This is a genomic window from Embleya sp. NPDC127516, from assembly GCF_044765325.1.
In the GTDB taxonomy this organism is placed as follows: domain Bacteria; phylum Actinomycetota; class Actinomycetes; order Streptomycetales; family Streptomycetaceae; genus Embleya.
Genome location: NZ_JBIWJT010000007.1, coordinates 342,609 through 360,370, shown reverse-complemented (window position 1 = coordinate 360,370; position 17,762 = coordinate 342,609). Strand labels below are relative to the sequence as shown.

At 72.7% G+C, this 17,762-nt stretch carries 12 protein-coding genes and 1 pseudogene; 8 read left to right on the top strand and 5 right to left on the bottom strand.

Annotated features, from left to right (window positions below; genetic code table 11):
- The first annotated feature begins 83 nt into the window (after window positions 1-83).
- The 4 genes from ACIRL2_RS16600 (at window position 84) to ACIRL2_RS16585 (ending at window position 6,294) form a co-directional block, all read left to right on the top strand.
- Window positions 84-2,225, top strand: coding sequence for a hydantoinase/oxoprolinase family protein (locus tag ACIRL2_RS16600; RefSeq protein WP_402232709.1), 2,142 nt, complete (start codon window positions 84-86; stop codon window positions 2,223-2,225).
- Window positions 2,222-3,889 (top strand): hydantoinase B/oxoprolinase family protein, encoded by a 1,668-nt coding sequence (locus ACIRL2_RS16595; RefSeq protein WP_402232706.1) that lies wholly within the window; start codon window positions 2,222-2,224, stop codon window positions 3,887-3,889. Before ACIRL2_RS16600 ends, ACIRL2_RS16595 begins: the two co-directional genes overlap by 4 nt.
- Window positions 3,890-4,114: 225 nt before the next feature.
- Window positions 4,115-5,644, top strand: a complete 1,530-nt coding sequence (locus tag ACIRL2_RS16590) for a class I adenylate-forming enzyme family protein (RefSeq protein ID WP_402232703.1) — start codon at window positions 4,115-4,117, stop codon at window positions 5,642-5,644.
- A complete protein-coding gene (locus ACIRL2_RS16585) occupies window positions 5,641-6,294 on the top strand; it encodes an RraA family protein (protein ID WP_395871427.1) in 654 nt (217 codons plus the stop codon). The genes ACIRL2_RS16590 and ACIRL2_RS16585 overlap by 4 nt, the downstream gene beginning before the upstream one ends.
- Here ACIRL2_RS16585 and ACIRL2_RS16580 read toward each other — a convergent pair.
- Both ACIRL2_RS16580 and ACIRL2_RS16575 read right to left on the bottom strand, forming a co-directional pair.
- Window positions 6,249-7,350 (bottom strand): annotated as a pseudogene (locus ACIRL2_RS16580) (ROK family protein). The gene ACIRL2_RS16585 and the pseudogene ACIRL2_RS16580 sit on opposite strands and share 46 nt — an antisense overlap.
- A 367-nt stretch (window positions 7,351-7,717) precedes the next feature.
- The gene (locus tag ACIRL2_RS16575) at window positions 7,718-8,806 is read right to left on the bottom strand and encodes a LuxR C-terminal-related transcriptional regulator (protein ID WP_395871433.1); all 1,089 of its coding nucleotides are present in this window, start codon (window positions 8,804-8,806) and stop codon (window positions 7,718-7,720) included.
- 156 nt (window positions 8,807-8,962) lie between these two features.
- On the opposite strand from ACIRL2_RS16575, the gene ACIRL2_RS16570 reads away from it, so the two are divergent.
- Together ACIRL2_RS16570 and ACIRL2_RS16565 are read left to right on the top strand one after the other, a co-directional pair.
- Entirely contained in the window at window positions 8,963-10,426 is a 1,464-nt protein-coding gene (locus tag ACIRL2_RS16570; RefSeq protein ID WP_402232700.1) for an FAD/NAD(P)-binding protein, read from the top strand.
- A gap of 224 nt (window positions 10,427-10,650) precedes the next feature.
- Window positions 10,651-11,757, top strand: a complete 1,107-nt coding sequence (locus tag ACIRL2_RS16565) for a glycosyl hydrolase family 18 protein (RefSeq protein WP_402232697.1) — start codon at window positions 10,651-10,653, stop codon at window positions 11,755-11,757.
- A 162-nt stretch (window positions 11,758-11,919) separates the two neighbouring features.
- On the opposite strand, the gene ACIRL2_RS16560 is transcribed toward ACIRL2_RS16565, so the two are convergent.
- The 3 genes from ACIRL2_RS16560 to ACIRL2_RS16550 form a co-directional block, all read right to left on the bottom strand.
- On the bottom strand, window positions 11,920-12,756 hold the full coding sequence (locus ACIRL2_RS16560) for an alpha/beta fold hydrolase (protein ID WP_395871440.1): 837 nt from the start codon (window positions 12,754-12,756) through the stop codon (window positions 11,920-11,922).
- Window positions 12,757-12,894: 138 nt separating this feature from the next.
- Window positions 12,895-13,218: a hypothetical protein gene (locus tag ACIRL2_RS16555; RefSeq protein ID WP_395871442.1), complete on the bottom strand. Its 324-nt coding sequence runs from the start codon at window positions 13,216-13,218 to the stop codon at window positions 12,895-12,897.
- Window positions 13,219-14,376: 1,158 nt separating this feature from the next.
- A complete protein-coding gene (locus tag ACIRL2_RS16550) occupies window positions 14,377-15,630 on the bottom strand; it encodes an aminotransferase class I/II-fold pyridoxal phosphate-dependent enzyme (RefSeq protein WP_395871444.1) in 1,254 nt (417 codons plus the stop codon).
- A 429-nt stretch (window positions 15,631-16,059) separates the two neighbouring features.
- Here ACIRL2_RS16550 and corA point away from each other — a divergent pair, with 429 nt between their 5' ends.
- Both corA and ACIRL2_RS16540 read left to right on the top strand, forming a co-directional pair.
- The gene (gene corA, locus ACIRL2_RS16545; protein WP_395871446.1) at window positions 16,060-17,136 is read left to right on the top strand and encodes a magnesium/cobalt transporter CorA; all 1,077 of its coding nucleotides are present in this window, start codon (window positions 16,060-16,062) and stop codon (window positions 17,134-17,136) included.
- 106 nt (window positions 17,137-17,242) lie between these two features.
- On the top strand, window positions 17,243-17,686 hold the full coding sequence (locus ACIRL2_RS16540) for a MarR family winged helix-turn-helix transcriptional regulator (RefSeq protein WP_395871449.1): 444 nt from the start codon (window positions 17,243-17,245) through the stop codon (window positions 17,684-17,686).
- The last annotated feature ends 76 nt before the right edge of the window (window positions 17,687-17,762 follow it).

The following is a 17,762-nucleotide window of genomic DNA, read 5'->3' as shown; positions in this document are numbered from 1 at the left end:
CCGCACGGGCGCCGAACGCGTGGACGCGCCCCGACACACCGAAACAACACTCCGGACACACCGAGAAGAAGAGGAGGCCTGACGTGACCGACTGGCGCCTTGCCGTAGACATCGGTGGCACCTTCACCGACGTGGTCCTGCTGGATGCCGACACCGGCCGCGTGGTGGTCGAGAAGACGCTGACCACCCCGTCCGCCCCGCTCGGCGGGGTCCGCGTGGGCGTGACCTCCGCACTGACCAAGGCCGGCATCACCCCGGCCGACATCACCCGGCCCATCGTGCACGCGACCACGCTGATCACCAACGCCCTGATCGAGGGCAAGACCGGCCGGGCCGCGCTGGTGACCACCTCGGGCTTCGGCGACACGCTGGAGATCCGCAACGAGCACCGCTACGACATGTACGACCTCCAGATCGAGTTCCCGGCCCCGCCCATCCCGCGCGAACTGGTCTTCGAGATCGACGAGCGCACCACCGCGACCGGCGAGGTCCGTACCGCACCCGCCGAGGCCGAACTCGACGCGTTGGCGGCGCGGTTGGCCGCCGACGACGTCGAGGCCGTCGCGGTGTGCCTGCTCAACTCGTATGCCAACGCGGCCAACGAACGCGCGGTGGCCGAGGGATTGGCCAAGCGGCTGTCGGTGCCGGTGTGCGCGTCGCACGAGGTGACCCCGCAGATCCGCGAATACCCGCGCATGGTCACCACCGCGTGCAACGCGGCCACCATGCCGGTGATCGGCCCCTACCTGGCCGAACTTCAGGAGTGGCTGACCGCCGAGGGCTTCGGCGCGTCGGTGCTGATGATGCTCTCCAACGGCGGCGTGGTCTCCGCCGACGACGCCCGCCGGGTACCGATCCGACTGGTCGAGTCCGGTCCGGCCGCAGGTGCCCTGGCCGGCGTCTGGTACGCCCGACGGCTGGGCGAGGAGCGGCTGTTCTGCTTCGACATGGGCGGCACCACCGCCAAGTCCTGTCTGATCGAGGACTACCGGCCGGAGTTGACCAACGCGTTCGAGGTGGCCCGGGTCTACCGGTTCAAGAAGGGCTCGGGCTACCCCTGCTCGATCCCCTCGGTCGACCTGGTCGAGATCGGCGCGGGCGGCGGAAGCCTGGCCCGGGTGGACGAACTGGGTCTGCTCAAGGTCGGCCCGGACTCCGCCGGCGCCGACCCGGGCCCGGTCGGCTACGCCCGGGGCGGCACCATCCCGGCGACCACCGACGCGGACCTGGTGCTCGGCCTGCTCGATCCGCAGTACTTCCTCGGCGGCGAGATGCCGCTCGATCTCCCCGCCGCCCGTACCGCGTTCGCGCCGTTGGCCGAGCGGCTCGGCGCGGGCTCGGACGCGGATCACGTCGCGGTCGGGGTGTACGAGGTGATCAACCAGAACATGGCCGCGTCCGCGCGGATGCACGCGGTGGAGCGCGGCATCGACCTGCGGGGCATCGCGCTGATCGCGTTCGGCGGCGCCGGACCGGTGCACGCGTGCGGGGTGGCCACGCTCCTGGAGGCACCTCGGGTGATCTTCCCGGTCAACGCGAGCGTGTTGTCCGCGTTCGGCACCCTGGTCAGCCCGGTCCGCATCGACCTGGCCCGGAGCATGGTCCGCACCCTGGACGAGAGCGTGTCCGCCGACCGGGACACGCTGCTCGCGGACATGCGGCAGGAGGCGCGCCGGGTGCTCGCCGCCGCCGGTGCGCAGGCGGGCGACGTGAGCTTCCGCTACGGCCTGGACGCCCGCTACGAGGGCCAGGGCAACGAGATCACCCTGTGGGTCGGCGAGGGCGACGCGTGGCCCACCTCGCTCGCGGACACCGTCGAGCAGTTCCACACCGAGTACCAGAAGATCTACGGCCTGCGGATCCCCGACGTCGGGGTCGAGGTGGTCACCTGGCGGGTCGCCGCGTGGTCGGACGCACCCGGCTTCGAGGTGCCCACGGTGCCGGTCGGGACGGGCAGCCCCACGCCGAACCGGCGTCGCGCGGCCCGCTTCCGGCTCGGTACGCCCGCTGTGGACGTACCGGTCTACCGGCGCGCCGAACTGGGGGCGGGCGATCGTTTCGTCGGACCGGCGCTGGTCGAGGAACGCGAGACCACATCGGTCATCCCGGACGGCTGGTCCTGCGAGGTCGCGCCGGACGGTTCGATCATCGCCACCGCCATCACATCCGCTGCCACCACATCCGCTGCCACCACGACCGCCACGACCGAGGAGGGATCCGCGTGACCCGTACCTTCGACGCGATCGAGCTGGAGGTCCTGTGGGGCTCCCTCGTCGCCACCGTCAACGAGCAGGCCAAGGCCCTCCAGCGGGCCGCGTTCAGCCCGATCGTGCGTGAGGCCGGCGACCTGGCGAACGCGCTGTTCGACCGGCGCGGCCGGATGGTCGCCCAGGCCGTCACCGGTACACCGGGCCACATCAACTCGCTCGCGATCGCGTGTCGCAACATCCTGGACCGGCATCCGGTCGACTCGCTGACCCGCGGCGACGTGCTGGTGACCAACGACCCGTACCAGACCGCCGGTCAACTCCTCGACGTCACCGTCCTGGTGCCGGTCTGGCGCGGCGGGCGGGTGATCGCGTTCTTCGGCTCGACCATCCACCACACCGACGTCGGCGGCTACGGCATCGGCGCGGGTGCCCGGGACGTGTTCGAGGAGGGCCTGTGGATCCCGATCAGCAAGCTCATGGTCGGCGGCGAACGCAACGAGCCGGTCTGGGACTTCGTACTCGCCAACGTCCGGCAGCCCACTCACATGGCCGGTGACCTGCACGCCCAGATGGCCTCCGGCGAGGTGGGCGCGGCACGGCTGAAGACGCTGCTGGACGCGTACGCGCTGGATGACATCGAGGACCTGGGAGACGAGGTCATCCGCCGCTCCGAGGAGGCCACCCGGCGGGCGATCCGAGCGCTGCCCGGCGGCACGTACGAGGCCGCGTCGATCCTGGACCTCGCGGACGGTTCGGAGATCACCATCAAGGTCGCGGTCACCATCGACCCCGACGCCGGCGAGATCCTGGTCGACTACGCGGGTTCGTCCGGCGCGAGCCCGTTCGGGATCAACGTGGTCAAGAACTACACGCACGCCTACACCACGTTCACCCTGCGCAGCCTGCTCAACCCGGACGTGCCCAACAACGCCGGGTCGCTCGCGCCGATCAAGGTGGAGGCGCCGCTGGGCAGCATCGTCAACGCGGTGTCCCCGTCGCCGTGCACCGCGCGGCACGTGGTCGGCATGTTCCTGCCGATGCCGCTGCTCAACGCGATGTCGCAGGCGCTGCCCGAGGCGGTGATGGCCGAGGGCTCGGCGGCCGTGTGGACGATGCAGGTGAGCGGGCACGACGCGGAGGGCAAGCCGTTCATCACCGCGATGTTCACCTACGCGGGCGGCGTCGGCGCGCGGGCGGGCAAGCCGGGCCTGTCCACCACGTCGTATCCGACCGGGGTTTCCGCGGTACCGCTGGAGGTGGTCGAGGCGTCCGCCCCGATCCGCTTCCTGCGCAAGGAGCTTCGCCGCGGCTCGGGCGGCGCGGGCGCGCAGGAGGGCGGGATGGGCCAGACCATCGAGTTCACCGTCGACTCGCCCTCGCCGTGGGTCCTCAACGCGGTGGCCAGCCGACTCGCCCGCGGCCCGCGCGGAATCTTCGGCGGCGGCGAGGGCGCCACCGGTCGGTTCCTGGTCAACGGCGAACCGGTACGCACCCAGGCTCGGATCACCCTCCAGCCGGGAGACGTGGTGCGACTGGAGCTGCCGGGCGGCGGCGGCTACGGGACCCCGGTCGGGGAGACGGGTGCTGCGGGTGTGGGTGTGGGTGTGGGTGTGGGTGCGAATGTGGGTGTGGGTGTGGGTGTGGGTGTGGGTGCGAATGCGGGTGTGAGCGCGGTGTAGGCGCCGGCTCGGGGTGATCGCGGCGCGCGGCTCGGGTCGCGCGCCGCGTGGTGACCGGTCGGCCTGTGGTTGTCGGGTGTGGGTCCGTGGGACGGGCGTTGGTTGGGGCAGGCGGGTGTGGATCCGGGTGAGTGTGGGCGGGGCGGGTATGGGGGTGGACTGCGAGGCTTGTCTGGTGTTGGTTTTCGGTTTTTCGCTTGCTTGGTCGATGTTCTGGAGGTCGCCATGGCGTCCGTTCCGCCCACCTTCGCGGCGCGTTGGTCCGACACGGTGGCGGCCCACCCGTACGCGCCCTTTTTGATCTGGGAAGCGCCCGACGGGGCGGTGACGCGCTGGGATTACGCCGAGTTCGACGCCCTCGTCGCGCGCGTGGCCGGCGGGCTGATCGCCCGGGGTGTCCGGCCCGGCGACCGGGTCGGCATCGCGCTGCGCAACTGCCCGGCGTACGTCGCGCTGTGGCTCGCGCTGGTCCGCCTGGGCGCGGCGATGGTGTGCTCCGACCCCTCCGCGCGAACCCCGGAACTGGCCGCGCACCTGCGCCGGACCGAGGCCCGGCTCGGCTTCTGCGCGCCCGAACGGGCCGCCGACTACCGGGCGGCCGCTGCCGAGACCGGCACGACGGTGGTCGAGGTGACGGAGGACGACACCGACCTGACGCTCCTGCTGGGCCGGCCCCCGAGCGCGGGTACGCCCGCACCCGGCCCGTACGACCTGGCCGGGTTGATGTTCACCTCCGGCACCACGGCCGAGCCCAAGTGCGTGATGGTCACCCAGGCCAACTATGCCTTCACCGGCACCGTGATGGCCGAGGCCGCCGAACTCGAGCCCACAGACCGCCAGTTCGTCGTACTGCCGATGTTCCACGCGAACGCGCAGTACTACTCGTTCGCCGCCGCGATCACCGTCGGCGCGAGCGTCGTACTGCTGCCCGCGTTCTCCGCGAGCCGGTTCGTGGCGCAGGCCGCGCGGCACGAGGTGACCCACGTGAGCCTGTTCGCCGCGCCGATCCGGATGATCCTGGCCCGCACCGGCGCCCGGAACGCGCCGCCCGGGCTGCGGGTGCGGAACTGCTGGTACGCGCAGAACGTCACCGACGACCAGTACGAGCGGTTCGCGGCGCTGCTCGGCGGCTGTCGACCGCGCCAGTTGTACGGGATGACCGAGACGATCCCGGCGGTGCTGAGCAACCCCGCCGGCGCGCCGGTCCCGGGCTCGATGGGTCGGCCCACCCCCGGCTGCGTGGTGGCCGTGCACGACGCGGCCACCGGGGCACCGGCGGCGGACGGCGAGATCGTGGTCGGCGGCGAGCCCGGGGTGAGCCTGTTCGCGGGCTACCTCGACGACCCGGCCGCAACGGCCGCCGCCTTCCGGGACGGCTGGTTCGTCACCGGCGACCGCGCCCGGGTGGACCGGGAGGGCTACTTCCACTTCGCCGGGCGGCGCGGCGATGTGCTCAAGGTCGCCGGGGAGAACGTCTCGGTCGTGGAGATCGAGGCGGTACTCGCCGAGCATCCGGCGGTGTTGGAGGCGGCCGTGGTGGGCGCGCCGGACGAGGTGCGCGACGAGGTGCCGGTCGCGTTCGTGGTTGCGGTGCCCGAGGCCGGCCCGGCCGCGCTCGACGATCTCCCCGACTGGTGCGCCGAGCGGCTCGCCAAGGCAAAGCGCCCGGTGCGCTTCGAGCGGGTGGCCGAGTTGCCGAGGACCTCCGTCGGCAAGATCCGCAAGTTCCTGCTGACCGAGAGGACCACACCGTGACCGGCACATCGTCGCCGCCTGCCACCGCAGCACTCGCCGACCTGCTCCAACTCCGGGGCCGCACGGGCTGGTTGACCCCGCCGCTGCGGCCGTTCCATCGCGGCGACGCGGCGGTTCTGGGTGTGGCCCGCACGGTCCGGATCGCGGCCGGCGCCGGCGCGCACGGCCTCAAACCGCTGCACGCGCTGCTCGCGGAGGACCTGACCGGGCGGGTCGTGGTGATCGCGGGCGCGGACGCGGCTCCCGGTGCGGTGTGGGGCGAGATCCTCTCCGCCGCCGCGCTGGGCCGAGGGGCGGTCGGCGCGCTGGTCGAGGGCAGCGTCCGGGACATACCGGCGGTGGCCCGGCTGGGGTTGCGGCTGTGGGCGCTGGCGGAGGCGACGGCCGGCCCGGGGGGCGCGGTGCACGTCGCGGAGATCGGCGGTCCGATCGAGATCGGCGACACCGCGCTCGCGGACGGCGATCCGATCCTGCTGGACGACGGCGGCGCGGTGGCGCTGCCGGCCGCCGACGCGGACACGTTGCTCGCCGACGCGCTCGCCTACCACCGGGCGGAGGAGGAGGTGCTGGCGGCCCTGACGGCCGGCCTGCGCCTGCCCCGCGCCTACACCCCGAAGGCCGAGGCGATCACCCGCCTCCGGAGCCGCTGACCCGGGCGGTGCTCCCCGACCCGGCAGCACGGTCGACTCGGGCCGGGCACGGGCCGGGCGCTCGTGCCGAGGGTGAATTCTCGAACACGACGAATCGGCTCGCCCTTTGTCCGGCGACCCCGATCCACGCGCGCTCGCGCGCCCTTTGTCCGCGACCCCGATCCGCGCGCCCGCTCCCCCTGTGTCCGCGACCCCGATCCGCGCGCCCACGCGGCCAATGGCAAGCCGCCATCGCCGCGCGAGGCCGTTTCCGATGGCCGTCGCTCGTCGGCTGTCGGTGCACACCCACCCCGAACGCGCCCCCGCCAACCGCGACTCGCGCCTGCTCGCCCTCGGGGCCGACGCGGCGGGGCGGGCGCGGGCGGGGCGGCCGACAGGTCCCAGGCGAGCGACCCCGCGCCCAGCGAACCCGACTCGTTCGCGAAGCGCGCCGGCAGCAGCGGCATCACCCGGAACGTCAGGCGCCGTTCGAGTTCCGCGCGCCGCGGGCGCGACGACAACTCGCCCGAGCGGGCGATCCCGCCACCGAGGACCACGGCGGAGGGATCGAGCATCGACACGGACGCGGCCAAGGTCTCCGCGAGCCCGTCGACCATCTCGGCCCATGCCCGACCCGCGATCGGGTCGTCGGCGGCGGCGAGGCGGGCCACGCCGTCGGCGTCGACGCCGCGCGTGGGGTCGACGGTGAGCTCGCCGTATCGCCGCTCCATGGCGGGCCCGCCGCCACGGTGCCGACACACCCGCGCTGCCCGCACCCGCACCGCCTGCCGCCCGGGCGCAGGACCATGTGCCCCATCTCGCCCGCCTGCCAGTTCGCTCCGACGAACGGGCGACCGCCGATCATCACGGCCGCCCCCACACCGGTGCCGATCGCACGGACAGGAACACGTCGTGCCCGACGCCCGCGCCCAACCGCGCCTCCGCGACGCCGCCGGCCCGTACGTCGTGCCCGAGCGCCACCGGCAGCCCCAGCCGCTCCGCGAGCCGCTCGCGCAGCGGCACGTCGCGCCACTTGTAGGCCGCCGAGAAGGCCGCGACCCCCGCCGCCTCGTCCACCACTCCACACGAGGCGACCCCGACCGCACGCACCACCGCGCCCCACCGGCATCCTCGGCCACGGACTCCGCCGCGTGGTCGAGGATGCCGGCCACGACCTCTTCGGCCCCCCGCGCGCTCGGGCCGGTGTCGGCCGACGAACTCGTGGGTGTCGTCCCGCTCGATGAGCGCGGACTTGAAGGTGGTGCCTCCGAAATCGAGCCCGACCACGACATCACTGCCGTCGAATGCGCGTATCTGCGCGACCCCTCACTCGCAGGCGCTGGCCGTCGCCGCCGGCGCGCGGCGACCCGCCGTCACGATACAAGCGGCACAGGGGCATTCTTGCCCGCCCACGACCGGGCGTCGCACGGGTCGGGTCGCCCCGTCAGGCGCCTCGCTTCGGCAGGGCGGGCCAGTAGTGCTCGGTGAACAGGCGCGCCACCAGCGCGCCTCGGCTGGAGACGGCCGCCTTGGTGAAGACGGTCTTGAGGTGGTCGCGAACCGTGTGCGGGGAGATGAACAGCGTCGCGGCGATCTCGGCGGTGGTCAGCCCGCGTGCGACGAGCTGGGTGATCTGGAGTTCACGTGAGGTCATGCCGTAGGCCTCGGCGATCAGGACCGACAGGTCGGCGAGCGTGGCGGTCTCGATGACAAGCGCCACCGGACCGGGGCGGCCCCCGACGCCGGTCAGGCACGAGGCATGGCAGGTCAGCCAGCGGCCTTCCGCGGTCCGGATGCGGATGCGCGCGTCGCCGTGCTCGCGGCCGTCGGCGACGGCCCGCGCCTGGAGGGCCGTACCGATCACCCAGATGGGCAGCCGCAGACCCAGCGGTGACGGGAAGGACGGCCCCTCCGGCAGCAGGGCCAGGTGCTGCCGGGCCGCGTCGTTGATCGACGTGGCCTCCCCCGACTCGTCGAACAGGATCAGGCCGGGCCCGGGGGCGTCGGTGGCGCGTACGGACGCGGCCGGCCTGGCGAACCCGCGCAGCCGCTCGGCCATCGGGCGGGACAACTCGGCGAGCACCGCCGTCTCGTCGGGGCGGAAGGCGTCGGCGGTGCGGAACAGGCTCACCAGGCCCCACGGCCGATCCCCGATCCGCAGTACGGCGCGCAGTTCGTCGTGTACACCGCCCTTGGCCAACAGCCGTCGGAAACGGGTGCTACGGCCGGGCAGGTCTCCGGTGGCCGCGCGCAACGCGGCGGCCGGTACCGACGCGCGGGCAAGGTCGCGGAACGGCAGGACGTTCTCCTCCAGGAGCTCGCTCTCCCAGTACGCGGCGCAGCCCTCACCCGAACCGAGGTCTTCCACCAGCATCGGCGCGGTGATCAGACCGGTCTCGGGGTCGGCGGCGGTCCACACGGCACAGTCGAACGGCACCCGCCGCCGCAGCCCGGCCGAGGTCATCCGGAACAACTCGACAGCGTCGACCGCCCGTTCGCCGAACGACGGCACCGGTCGGCGTGGCTCGCTCATGGGTATCCCTCCGCGGGTCAGCCTGCCCGCCGGCCCTCCCCGGCGTAAACCCCCCGTTCGAGGGGGTTGTTCCGGGCCGATCACCCGTCCGTGCGGGATGGGACCGGCGGACCGCTCCCGCCAAGGTCGATGACACGACCACCGGAGAGGGAGAACATGGACATCGCGATCATCGGAGGCGGCGCGGCAGCGGTCGGCCTCCTGGACGCCCTGGCAGCACCGACCGCCGCCCGAAGCGGCGCCGCCGCGGGCACGAGGGGAACGGTCACCGTCTTCGACCCGTCACCCCATCCGTGGCGGGGACGGCCCTACGGCCCGGACCTGGACGCGGTCCTGGTGAACGCTCCACCGGCCATCATGTCCATCCGCAACGGCGATTTCGGCCACTACGCGGCCTGGTTGGGCGAACGCGGCGCGGACTACGACGACAAGCTCCTGGGCCGGCCGCTGGTCCCCCGGGCGCTCTACGGCGAGTACCTCGAGCACACCGCGGAGAAGGCCATGGCGGCCCTGGGCGAACACGGCTGGGAGGTACGCCTCGTGCGTGCCCGGGTGACCGGGGCTGTGCGTTCCGCCGCCCGCCTGGTACTGCGTACACACGACGCGCAGGAACACGAAGTCACCGACGTGGCGCTGTGTGTGGGTGGTGGAACACCCGCGGACCTCTACGGTCTCGCCGGCAATCCCGGCTTCACCGCCGACCCCTACCCGCTCGCCGACACACTCGGCCGCGTTCGGGCCGAGGACGAAGTGGCGGTCATCGGGAGCGGCCTGACCGCCGTGGACGTCGTCGTGGCGCTGGCCGCACGCGGCCACACGGGCCGGATCACCATGCTCTCGCGCGGCGGAGTGCTGCCGCACGTCTGGCAGCGTCCGACCGACAGGCGCCCGCGGCACGTGACCGCCGACCGGGTGACCGAGCTGCGCCGGGCGCGGGGGCACGTTTCGCTCGACGACCTCATCGGCCTCATGCGCGAGGAACTCGCGGAAGTGGGCGAGGACTTCGATGAGTTCGCCGCCGTGTTGGGCAGCGCCGCAACCGAGGATCCGGTCCGGCGGCTCCGGCGCCAGATCGCGTCCATCGACGATCCGCGAGTCGGCCGCCGTGTCCTACAGGAGGCGGCGCACAGCGTCGGCCCCTACGCCTGGCGGCTGTTGCCCGAGGCCGACCGCACGTGGCTGCGCCGCCACGTGCGCACGGTCAACAGCGTGGTGTCGCCCATGGTTCCGGTGAACGCGTCCATCCTGATGGGGCTGCTGGATTCCGGCCAACTCGCCGTCACACGCGGCGTCGACGCGATCGAGCCGGCAGGCGGGCGGTTCCGGGTGCGCACCGGCAGCGGCGAGCGGACCACGACGACCGTCGTCAACGCCGTGAACCCGGCACCGCATTCCGTCCCCGCCGCGGCCCGGCAACTGGTGCGCTCCCTGGTGGACAGCGGACTGGCCACGCGCCATCCGGCCGGCGGGCTGGTCCCCGTCGACCCGCACCTGCATGTGGTCGGGGACTTGGCGGGCGGTGGGTCGTTCATCACCTCGAGCATCCCCGCGATCGCCGCCCAGGCGTCCGGGACCGCCCGGGCACTGCGGGGACAGGGCCGCGAGGCCGCGCGGTCCTGAAGCCGCGGACGTGTCGCCGGCCATCCGAGGCGCGGTCGTGGGGACTCGGGCCGCCTGGGAAGACGCGGCCGGTGAGCATCCACGACTCGTCCCGTACGGGACCACCCGGCCGCGCGGCGCGGCGGGCGGGTGGTCGGGCCGATCGGTTGGGCCGATCGGTCCGATTCCGGCCTTCGTCGGCGGGCCGGGTGTCGGACACCGCCGGTGTGCAACAGGGTCGGGGCATGAGCACAGCCTCGGCCAACCGCACGCGCTTCGCGGGCGTCCTTGCCGCCACCCTCGTACTGACGACCGGCATCGCGGGCGCCGGGACCGACGCCGCCGCACCGGGCTCTCGACCCGCGCCATCCGCCGCACCGGCGCCGGCACCCGCACGCGTCACCTCGGCCTGGCTGCCCCACTGGGGCGGCGAAGCCGCCTACCAGGACGCGCTCGCGCATGCCGCCCAACTGCACACCGTCAGTCCGTTCTGGTACCAGGCCACGTCCGAGACCACCATCGCTCCCCATCCCGGAGCGGGCGACCAGCGCATCGTCGAGGGCTTCCACAGCCGGGGCATCAAGGTCGTGCCCACCGTGACCGAAACCCTCGACGCCCGGGCCATGGCCGACCTCCTGAACGATCCGACCCGCCGCACGGCACACGTGGACACCCTCGTCCGCCTCGCCGAGAGCCCCGGCTACGACGGCGTCGACCTGGACTACGAACGCATGGCCGAAACCGACGACGAGGACCTGCGCGGGCAAGTCCGCCTCGGCTACAACACCCTCGCCAGCGAGCTGTGTCGACGCCTCCACACCATCGGCAAACAGTGCGTGGTCACCGTGCTGCCCTACACCCGCGATTCCGGGCACGCCTACGACTACGCGCACCTGGGCGGCGTCGTCGACCGCCTGCGGATCATGGGCTACAACCTGCACCACGCCGAGGGCGCACCCGGACCGCTGTCCTCCCTCGCGTGGTACGACGAGTTCCTCCGCCACGCCACGAACGCCGTCCCGGTCGACCGGATCGAGGTCGCGTTGCCGGCGTACGGCTGGGACTGGACCGTCGGTTCCACCGACCGCGCCAAACACCTGACCACCCTGGAGGCGGAGGCGCTGCGCCTGGACAAGAAGGCGACCTACCGCCTCGACCCCGAATCCGGCACCCCGCACTTCACCTACGTCGACCAGGGACACACCCACGAGGTCTGGTACCAGGACGCGAAGGGTGTCGCCGCCCATCTGGCGATCATGCGCACACACGGTGTGCGGGGCAGCGGCCTGTGGGCCCTGGGCTTCGAGGATCCCGCGCTGTGGGGCGTACTCGCCGAAGGCTGGGAGCGCTGATTCGGGAGACGGGGAGCGGAAGCGGAGAGCAGGACGGGCGGACGGGCTCGGGGGCGGGACGCGGAGTCCGGGTGCGGGGCCCCGCGATGCCGGGTTCGAGGTGCGGTCGGGCGCGGACGCCGAATCGGGACGCCTGGTCACCACGCGCGGTCGGGGGGTCGGTCAGCTGTGGACCTCGGCGGCGAGGAAGGTTCGGATGGCTTCCGCGACGCGGTCGGGGAAGTGCACGTGGGCGTAGTGGCCCGCGCCTTCGACCAGTTCGAGGCGGCCCAGGCCCTCGGGCATGGCCGCGACGATGCCCGCGCCCTCGGCCTCGGCGGAGGGCCAGTCGGGGTCGAGCGTGCCCTCGATCACCAGGGCCGGGCAGCGGATGTCGCCCAGCACGGCGCCGGCATCGGTGGGCGCGGACTGGCCCATCTTGGTAACCACGGCCATCCGGCCGGGCCGGCGCAGTTCGGTGTCCAAGGTGGCGACGTGTGCGGCGTAGCCGGCGGGCTTGGGATCCGGGTAGGCGTGGTCGAGGTAGCGCTTCCACAGGCCGACATTGCGCAGTACGGCGGCGCCCATGAGCAGGGTCATGCCCTTGCGGTAGCGGCCGTTGCGCAGCAGGGCCTTGGCGTCGACCTTCTGGGCGCGGGTGAAGGGGGCGATCTCCACGATCGCGTCGACCAGTTCCGGCTCCCGCGCGGCGGCGATGGTGGCCGAGCCGCCGGAGAAGGAGTGGCCGACGATCACGGCGGGGCCGCCCAGGTGCCGGATCAGCGCGAGCAGGTCGCCGGCGGTGTCGGTACGCGTGTAGGAGGCCCATCCGACGGTGGATTCGCCGTGGCCGCGCAGGTCCGCGCAGGCGACCCGGTATCCGGACGCCTTCAGTCGCTCGGCGACCTCACGGTAGGCCGATCTGGTGTCGCCCATGCCGGGTGCGAGCACGATCAATCGACCCTGCCCGCTCACGTCGTAGGCGAGCCGGCCGCCGTCGACCTCCAGGAACTCCGTCATGTCTTCCCCCATGCGTCCGTGTGGTGATGCCTTCCGCCGCAGAGCTAACACCGTTAGCCAGTGCTCTGTCAAGCAACCACCCGCCAGGTGTCGGGAAGGACGCGTCCGTGCACACCTCCTCCCCGACACCCGGTCGGATCACCCGAACCGCACGCTGTGCGGCACCGTCGGATCGAAGCCCCCCGCCGTGCCCGGCGGGAGCGATGCCATGGGTTCCTCACAACCCCGATCGCCGTACAACTGCGCGTGGGTGTCCGTGCCGTTGTCCACCCACGTGGCCCCGTGCAACAGCAGGTAGCACTCCCCGTTCTCCGGATCGGACAGGGTGAAGTCGTCCCCGGTCACCGACACATAGGTCAGCGTCCCGGTGGCGGCCTGGGCACTCGTGACGCAGGTGACGCCCAGCGCGAGGGCGACACCGACGGTCAGGGTGATTCGGCCGAAGTGTTCGAGTAAGCGCATCGATGCTCTCCGATTCCCGGGCAACGAACTCTCCGCGCAGGCGAGTTCGAGATCAGTGGACCCCCGCCCCCGCTCGGTCGGCGACACAACCGGGGCGCGGTGGAACCTCGTTCCGATGGGTCCCTCCCCAACTGGTCGGCCGGGCAACAAAAGTTCACCCATTCAGCGGCCCATCTCGCACCCGACCTGCGATCGCCGCCATCGGCGCCCCCTCGGAAACCGGGCCATCCGACACGACGCACCCTCAACGGCACCTCAGCCGGGGCGGATCCCGCCCAACCACGACCCGCAAGCCGAATGGGCGTCGCCGGCGCGAGCGTTCCGGTCCGACCCCGGGCCAAGGACACCGCCGGCGGCGCGGGCTCGGCCGCGGTCGGGCCGGGTCCCGGGCAGCCCCGGTCGGGCCGGGTCCCGGGCAGCCCCGGTCGGGCCGGGTCCCGGGCAGCCGCGCTCCGGGAGGTCGAACGGGCTTCGCCGGCCGGGGCGCGGGCATGCGGCTCGGGTATCCGGGCCCAGCAAAATCGGGTATCCGGACCCGACGACACCGGCGGTGCGGGCTCGGTCGCAGCGAGGCCGGTGCCGGGCGGCGGCGGTCCGGTGGAGCCGACGCTCGGGCCGGCGAAGCTCACTCGGGGCGTCCGGGTCGCGCTCTGCGGCGACCAGGACCGCGGCGTTCGAAATCGTGGTGCCGGCAGCGGGACTGCTACCGCGTCCATCGAGGCGAGCACGCGGGGCGGAGATCGCGAGGCGCGGTTCAGCCGAAGGCCGAAGGCAGCGTTCGCGTCAGCCGTACGCCCGCGTCAACGCGAGATCCGCGCGTCGTCGACGGAGTCGACCGACGCCACGATCACCAAGCCCCCGGCCCTCCCGAAGGCAACAGGTGAGACTCGCGGCGGCCGTATGTCTGCCGTGCCGACGCGAGGTCGTGCTCGCCATCGGCGGAGGTCGATCCGGCGCAGAGGTTGCCGGGCACCCGGTCGCAGCGGAGGGCACGCGTCGGCCGCGCTCCCGCCGCGCCGACACGAGATCAGGATGGCCGTCGGTCGGGTGCGCTCCGACAGCACGATCCCCAAGCCCAGGTCCGGCCGAAGGCCCCGGCACCATCCGCCCCGTCGCGCCGGTCCACTCCGGTGGGGTGGCGCGACGGGGCGGGTGGGGTCAGGCTGCGGCGGCCTCGGCGGCGGCCAGCTTGACGCAGATCGCGACGGCTCGCATCGCGCGGCGGACCTCGTCGACCGTGGGGTAGCTCGGCGCCAGCCGGATCTGGTGGTCGCGCGGGTCGTTCCCGCCGGGGAAGGCAGCACCCGCCGGGGTCAGCGCTACGCCGACCTCCTTGGCCAGCCGCACCACCTCGGCGGCGCAGCCGTCCGGCACCTCCAGGCTGACGAAGTAGCCGCCCTCGGGGCGCGTCCAGGTGGCGATGCCCAGCGGGCCGAGCTCGCGCTCCAGCTCCTCGTAGACCGCCTCGAACCGCGGCGCGAGCAGGTCGCGGTGCAGCCGCATGTGCGCCACCACGCCCTCGGTGTCGCCGAAGAAGCGCACGTGCCGGAGCTGGTTGATCTTGTCCGGGCCGATCGTCTGCTTGGCCAGCAGCCCGGTCAGCCAGGCGACGTTGGCCTCGGACGCACCGACGAACGCGACGCCGGCGCCCGCGTAGCTGATCTTCGACGTCGAGCCGAAGACGAACGCCCGGTCCGGGTTCCCGGCCTCGGCGCACGCGTCCAGGATCGACAGCAGCTCGACCGGGGTGTCGGTCAGGTGGTGCACGGCGTACGCGTTGTCCCAGAAGAGCCGGAAGTCCGGGGCCGCCGTCGGCATCGCGGCCAGCCGACGCACTGTCTCGTCGCTGTAGCTCTCCCCGGTGGGGTTGCTGTACTTGGGCACGCACCACATGCCCTTGATCCTCGGATCGGCGGCGACCAGCGCCTCCACCTGGTCCATGTCCGGCCCCGCGCCGGTGAGCGGAACCGGCACCATGCCGATGCCGAACCGCTCCAGCACCCCGAAGTGCCGGTCGTAGCCGGGCACCGGGCACAGGAACAGCACCTCGGGCTCGTCCACCCAGCGGCGCTCCGCCCCGGGCACCCGGGACAGCAGCGCGTTGGCGATCACGTCGTGCATCAGCGTCAGGCTCGCGTTGCCCAGGGCCAGCAGTTGCTTGGCCGGTACCTGGAGCAGGTCGGCGAAGATCGCGCGCAGCTCGGGCAGCCCGTTGAGCCCGCCGTAGTTGCGGCAGTCGGTACCGTCGGCGGCCTTGAAGTCCTCTCCGCCGGGCAGCGTGAGCAGGTCGTTGACCAGGTCCAACTGCTGCGGCGAGGGCTTGCCTCGGGTGAGGTCGAGGCGCAGTCCCTCGGCCGCCAGGGCGGCGTACTCCGCCCGAGCGGCCGCGAGGTCGATTTCCGGAATGGACACGGTGGTGCTGTGCGGCACGGGATCCCCAAAATAGGCGGAAGCCGCAGTCACTTGCGGCGGGGCCAATCTAGCAACACGCCGGGGTGCACCGGAGCCGGCGGCCTTTGCCGGCCGGGCTTGCCGTTCACTCCACGTTCACCGCGAGGTCGACTCGGCTGCCCACTCCGCCGGCCCGCTTCGCGGTCGGCGCCGCGGTGCGCTCCTCCGGTCATTCCTGGGACCAGTGCTCCGGACAGTCCTCCGGGCGTTCCTCCGGCCAGTGTTTGTCCGCACCGGACACCTCACTCGCACCGGAAGCCCCACCCGCACCGGACCCCCGCAGGATTCGCTCGCACCGATCCGTCCGCACCGATTCGCCGCTCCCCGCACCGCAGGCGTCGGCGGCGCCTACCATCGGCGGGGACACTTTCGATCCGGGAGCAGGAACCGATGAGCTCGTGGCGCACGCCCAGGCGATTCCGGCAAGGCGGCGGCGCGGTCCCCGCGCCCGACGCCGGGGCCTCGCGCGCGCCCGTCGTGGTGGACTGCGCGCTCTACGACAAGGGTGTGCGGCGTCCGGGCAAGGTGGCGCTGCGCGACGCGCTGGACGCGGCCGAGGCCGGCGAGGACACGTTCGTGTGGATCGGGCTGTACGCCCCGCTCGCCGAGGACCTGGCCGGCATCGCCGACGCGTTCGACCTGCACCCGCTGGCCGTCGAGGACGCGGTCGAGGCCCACCAGCGACCCAAGCTGGAGTACTACGACGACACGTTGTTCCTGGTCCTGAAGACCATCGTGTACGTCGAGCACGACGCGCTCACCGCGACCAGCGAGGTGGTCGACACCGGCGAGATCATGGTCTTCGCGGGCGAGAAGTTCGTCGTCGTGGTCCGACACGGCAGCGCGCCGCCGCTGGTCGAGCTGCGCCAGTCGCTGGAGGCCGACCCGGCGATGCTCGCGCACGGACCGGCCGCGGTCGTACACGCCATCACCGACCGGGTCGTCGACGACTACCTGCGCGTCGCGGACAAGGTCGAGGACGACTTCGAGCGGCTGGAGGTCGACGTGTTCGCGCCCCGGCCGAGCAACGACGCGGAGCGCATCTATCAGCTCAAGCGCGAACTGATCGAGTTCAAGCGCGCGGTGTTGCCGCTGGCACGGCCGCTGGAGCGGCTCTCCGGCGGCACGCTGCCCGGTGTCGGCACCGGCTTCGACGCCTATCTGCGCGACGTCGCCGACCACCTGGCCCAGGTCCGCGAGCGGCTGGCCGCGTTCGACGAACTGCTGGACGGCATACTCTCGGCCAGCCTGGCCGGCGTGACCGTCCGGCAGAACACCGACATGCGCAAGATCGCGGCCATCGCGGCCATCCTGGCCGTCCCGACGCTGATCGTCGGGATCTACGGGATGAACTTCGAGCACATGCCCGAGTTGAAGTGGACGTACGGCTACCCCGCCGTGCTGGCGGTCATGGTCACCGCGTGTTCGGTGATGTTCCGGGCATTCCGCCGCAACGACTGGCTGTGAGCCCGGCGCCGGCGCCCGCCCGCGCGCATGGCGTCGGCCGTGGACATGGCGACCCTTACGTTGGCGCGGCCAACATTGGCTATGCCAACGATGTATCGTGGCCGGCGTGGAACAGATTCCCGCGCAGATGGTCGCGAAGCCGAGTTGGCTGCTCACCCAGGTGGCGGTGCACGCCCACCGCTTGGCGTCCGAGGGCTTCGCGGAGGTGGGCGCGCGCGGGTACCACTACCGGATCCTGGCCGCGCTGGACGAGTTCGGCACGGCCAGTCAGGTCGAACTCGGACGCCGGTGCAACATGGACCGCAGCGACGTCGTGGCGGCGATCAACGAACTGGCCGAGGCGGGATACGTCGAGCGCACACCGGACCCCGACGACCGAAGGCGCAACCGGGTCACCCTCACCACCGCGGGTCACCGGCAACTGCGGCGCATGAATCGCACGCTCGACCGGGTGCAGGACGACCTGCTGCAACCGCTCTCGGCCGAGGACAGACAGACCTTGACCCGCCTGCTCACCCAACTGTTCACGCACCACCAACAAGGAGCCTGACGCCGCCGACCACCGGGCGCGATCCGCATGCCCGCGTGCGCCGACCCGGGCGCCGGGCGCCTCGATCGCACCCGGC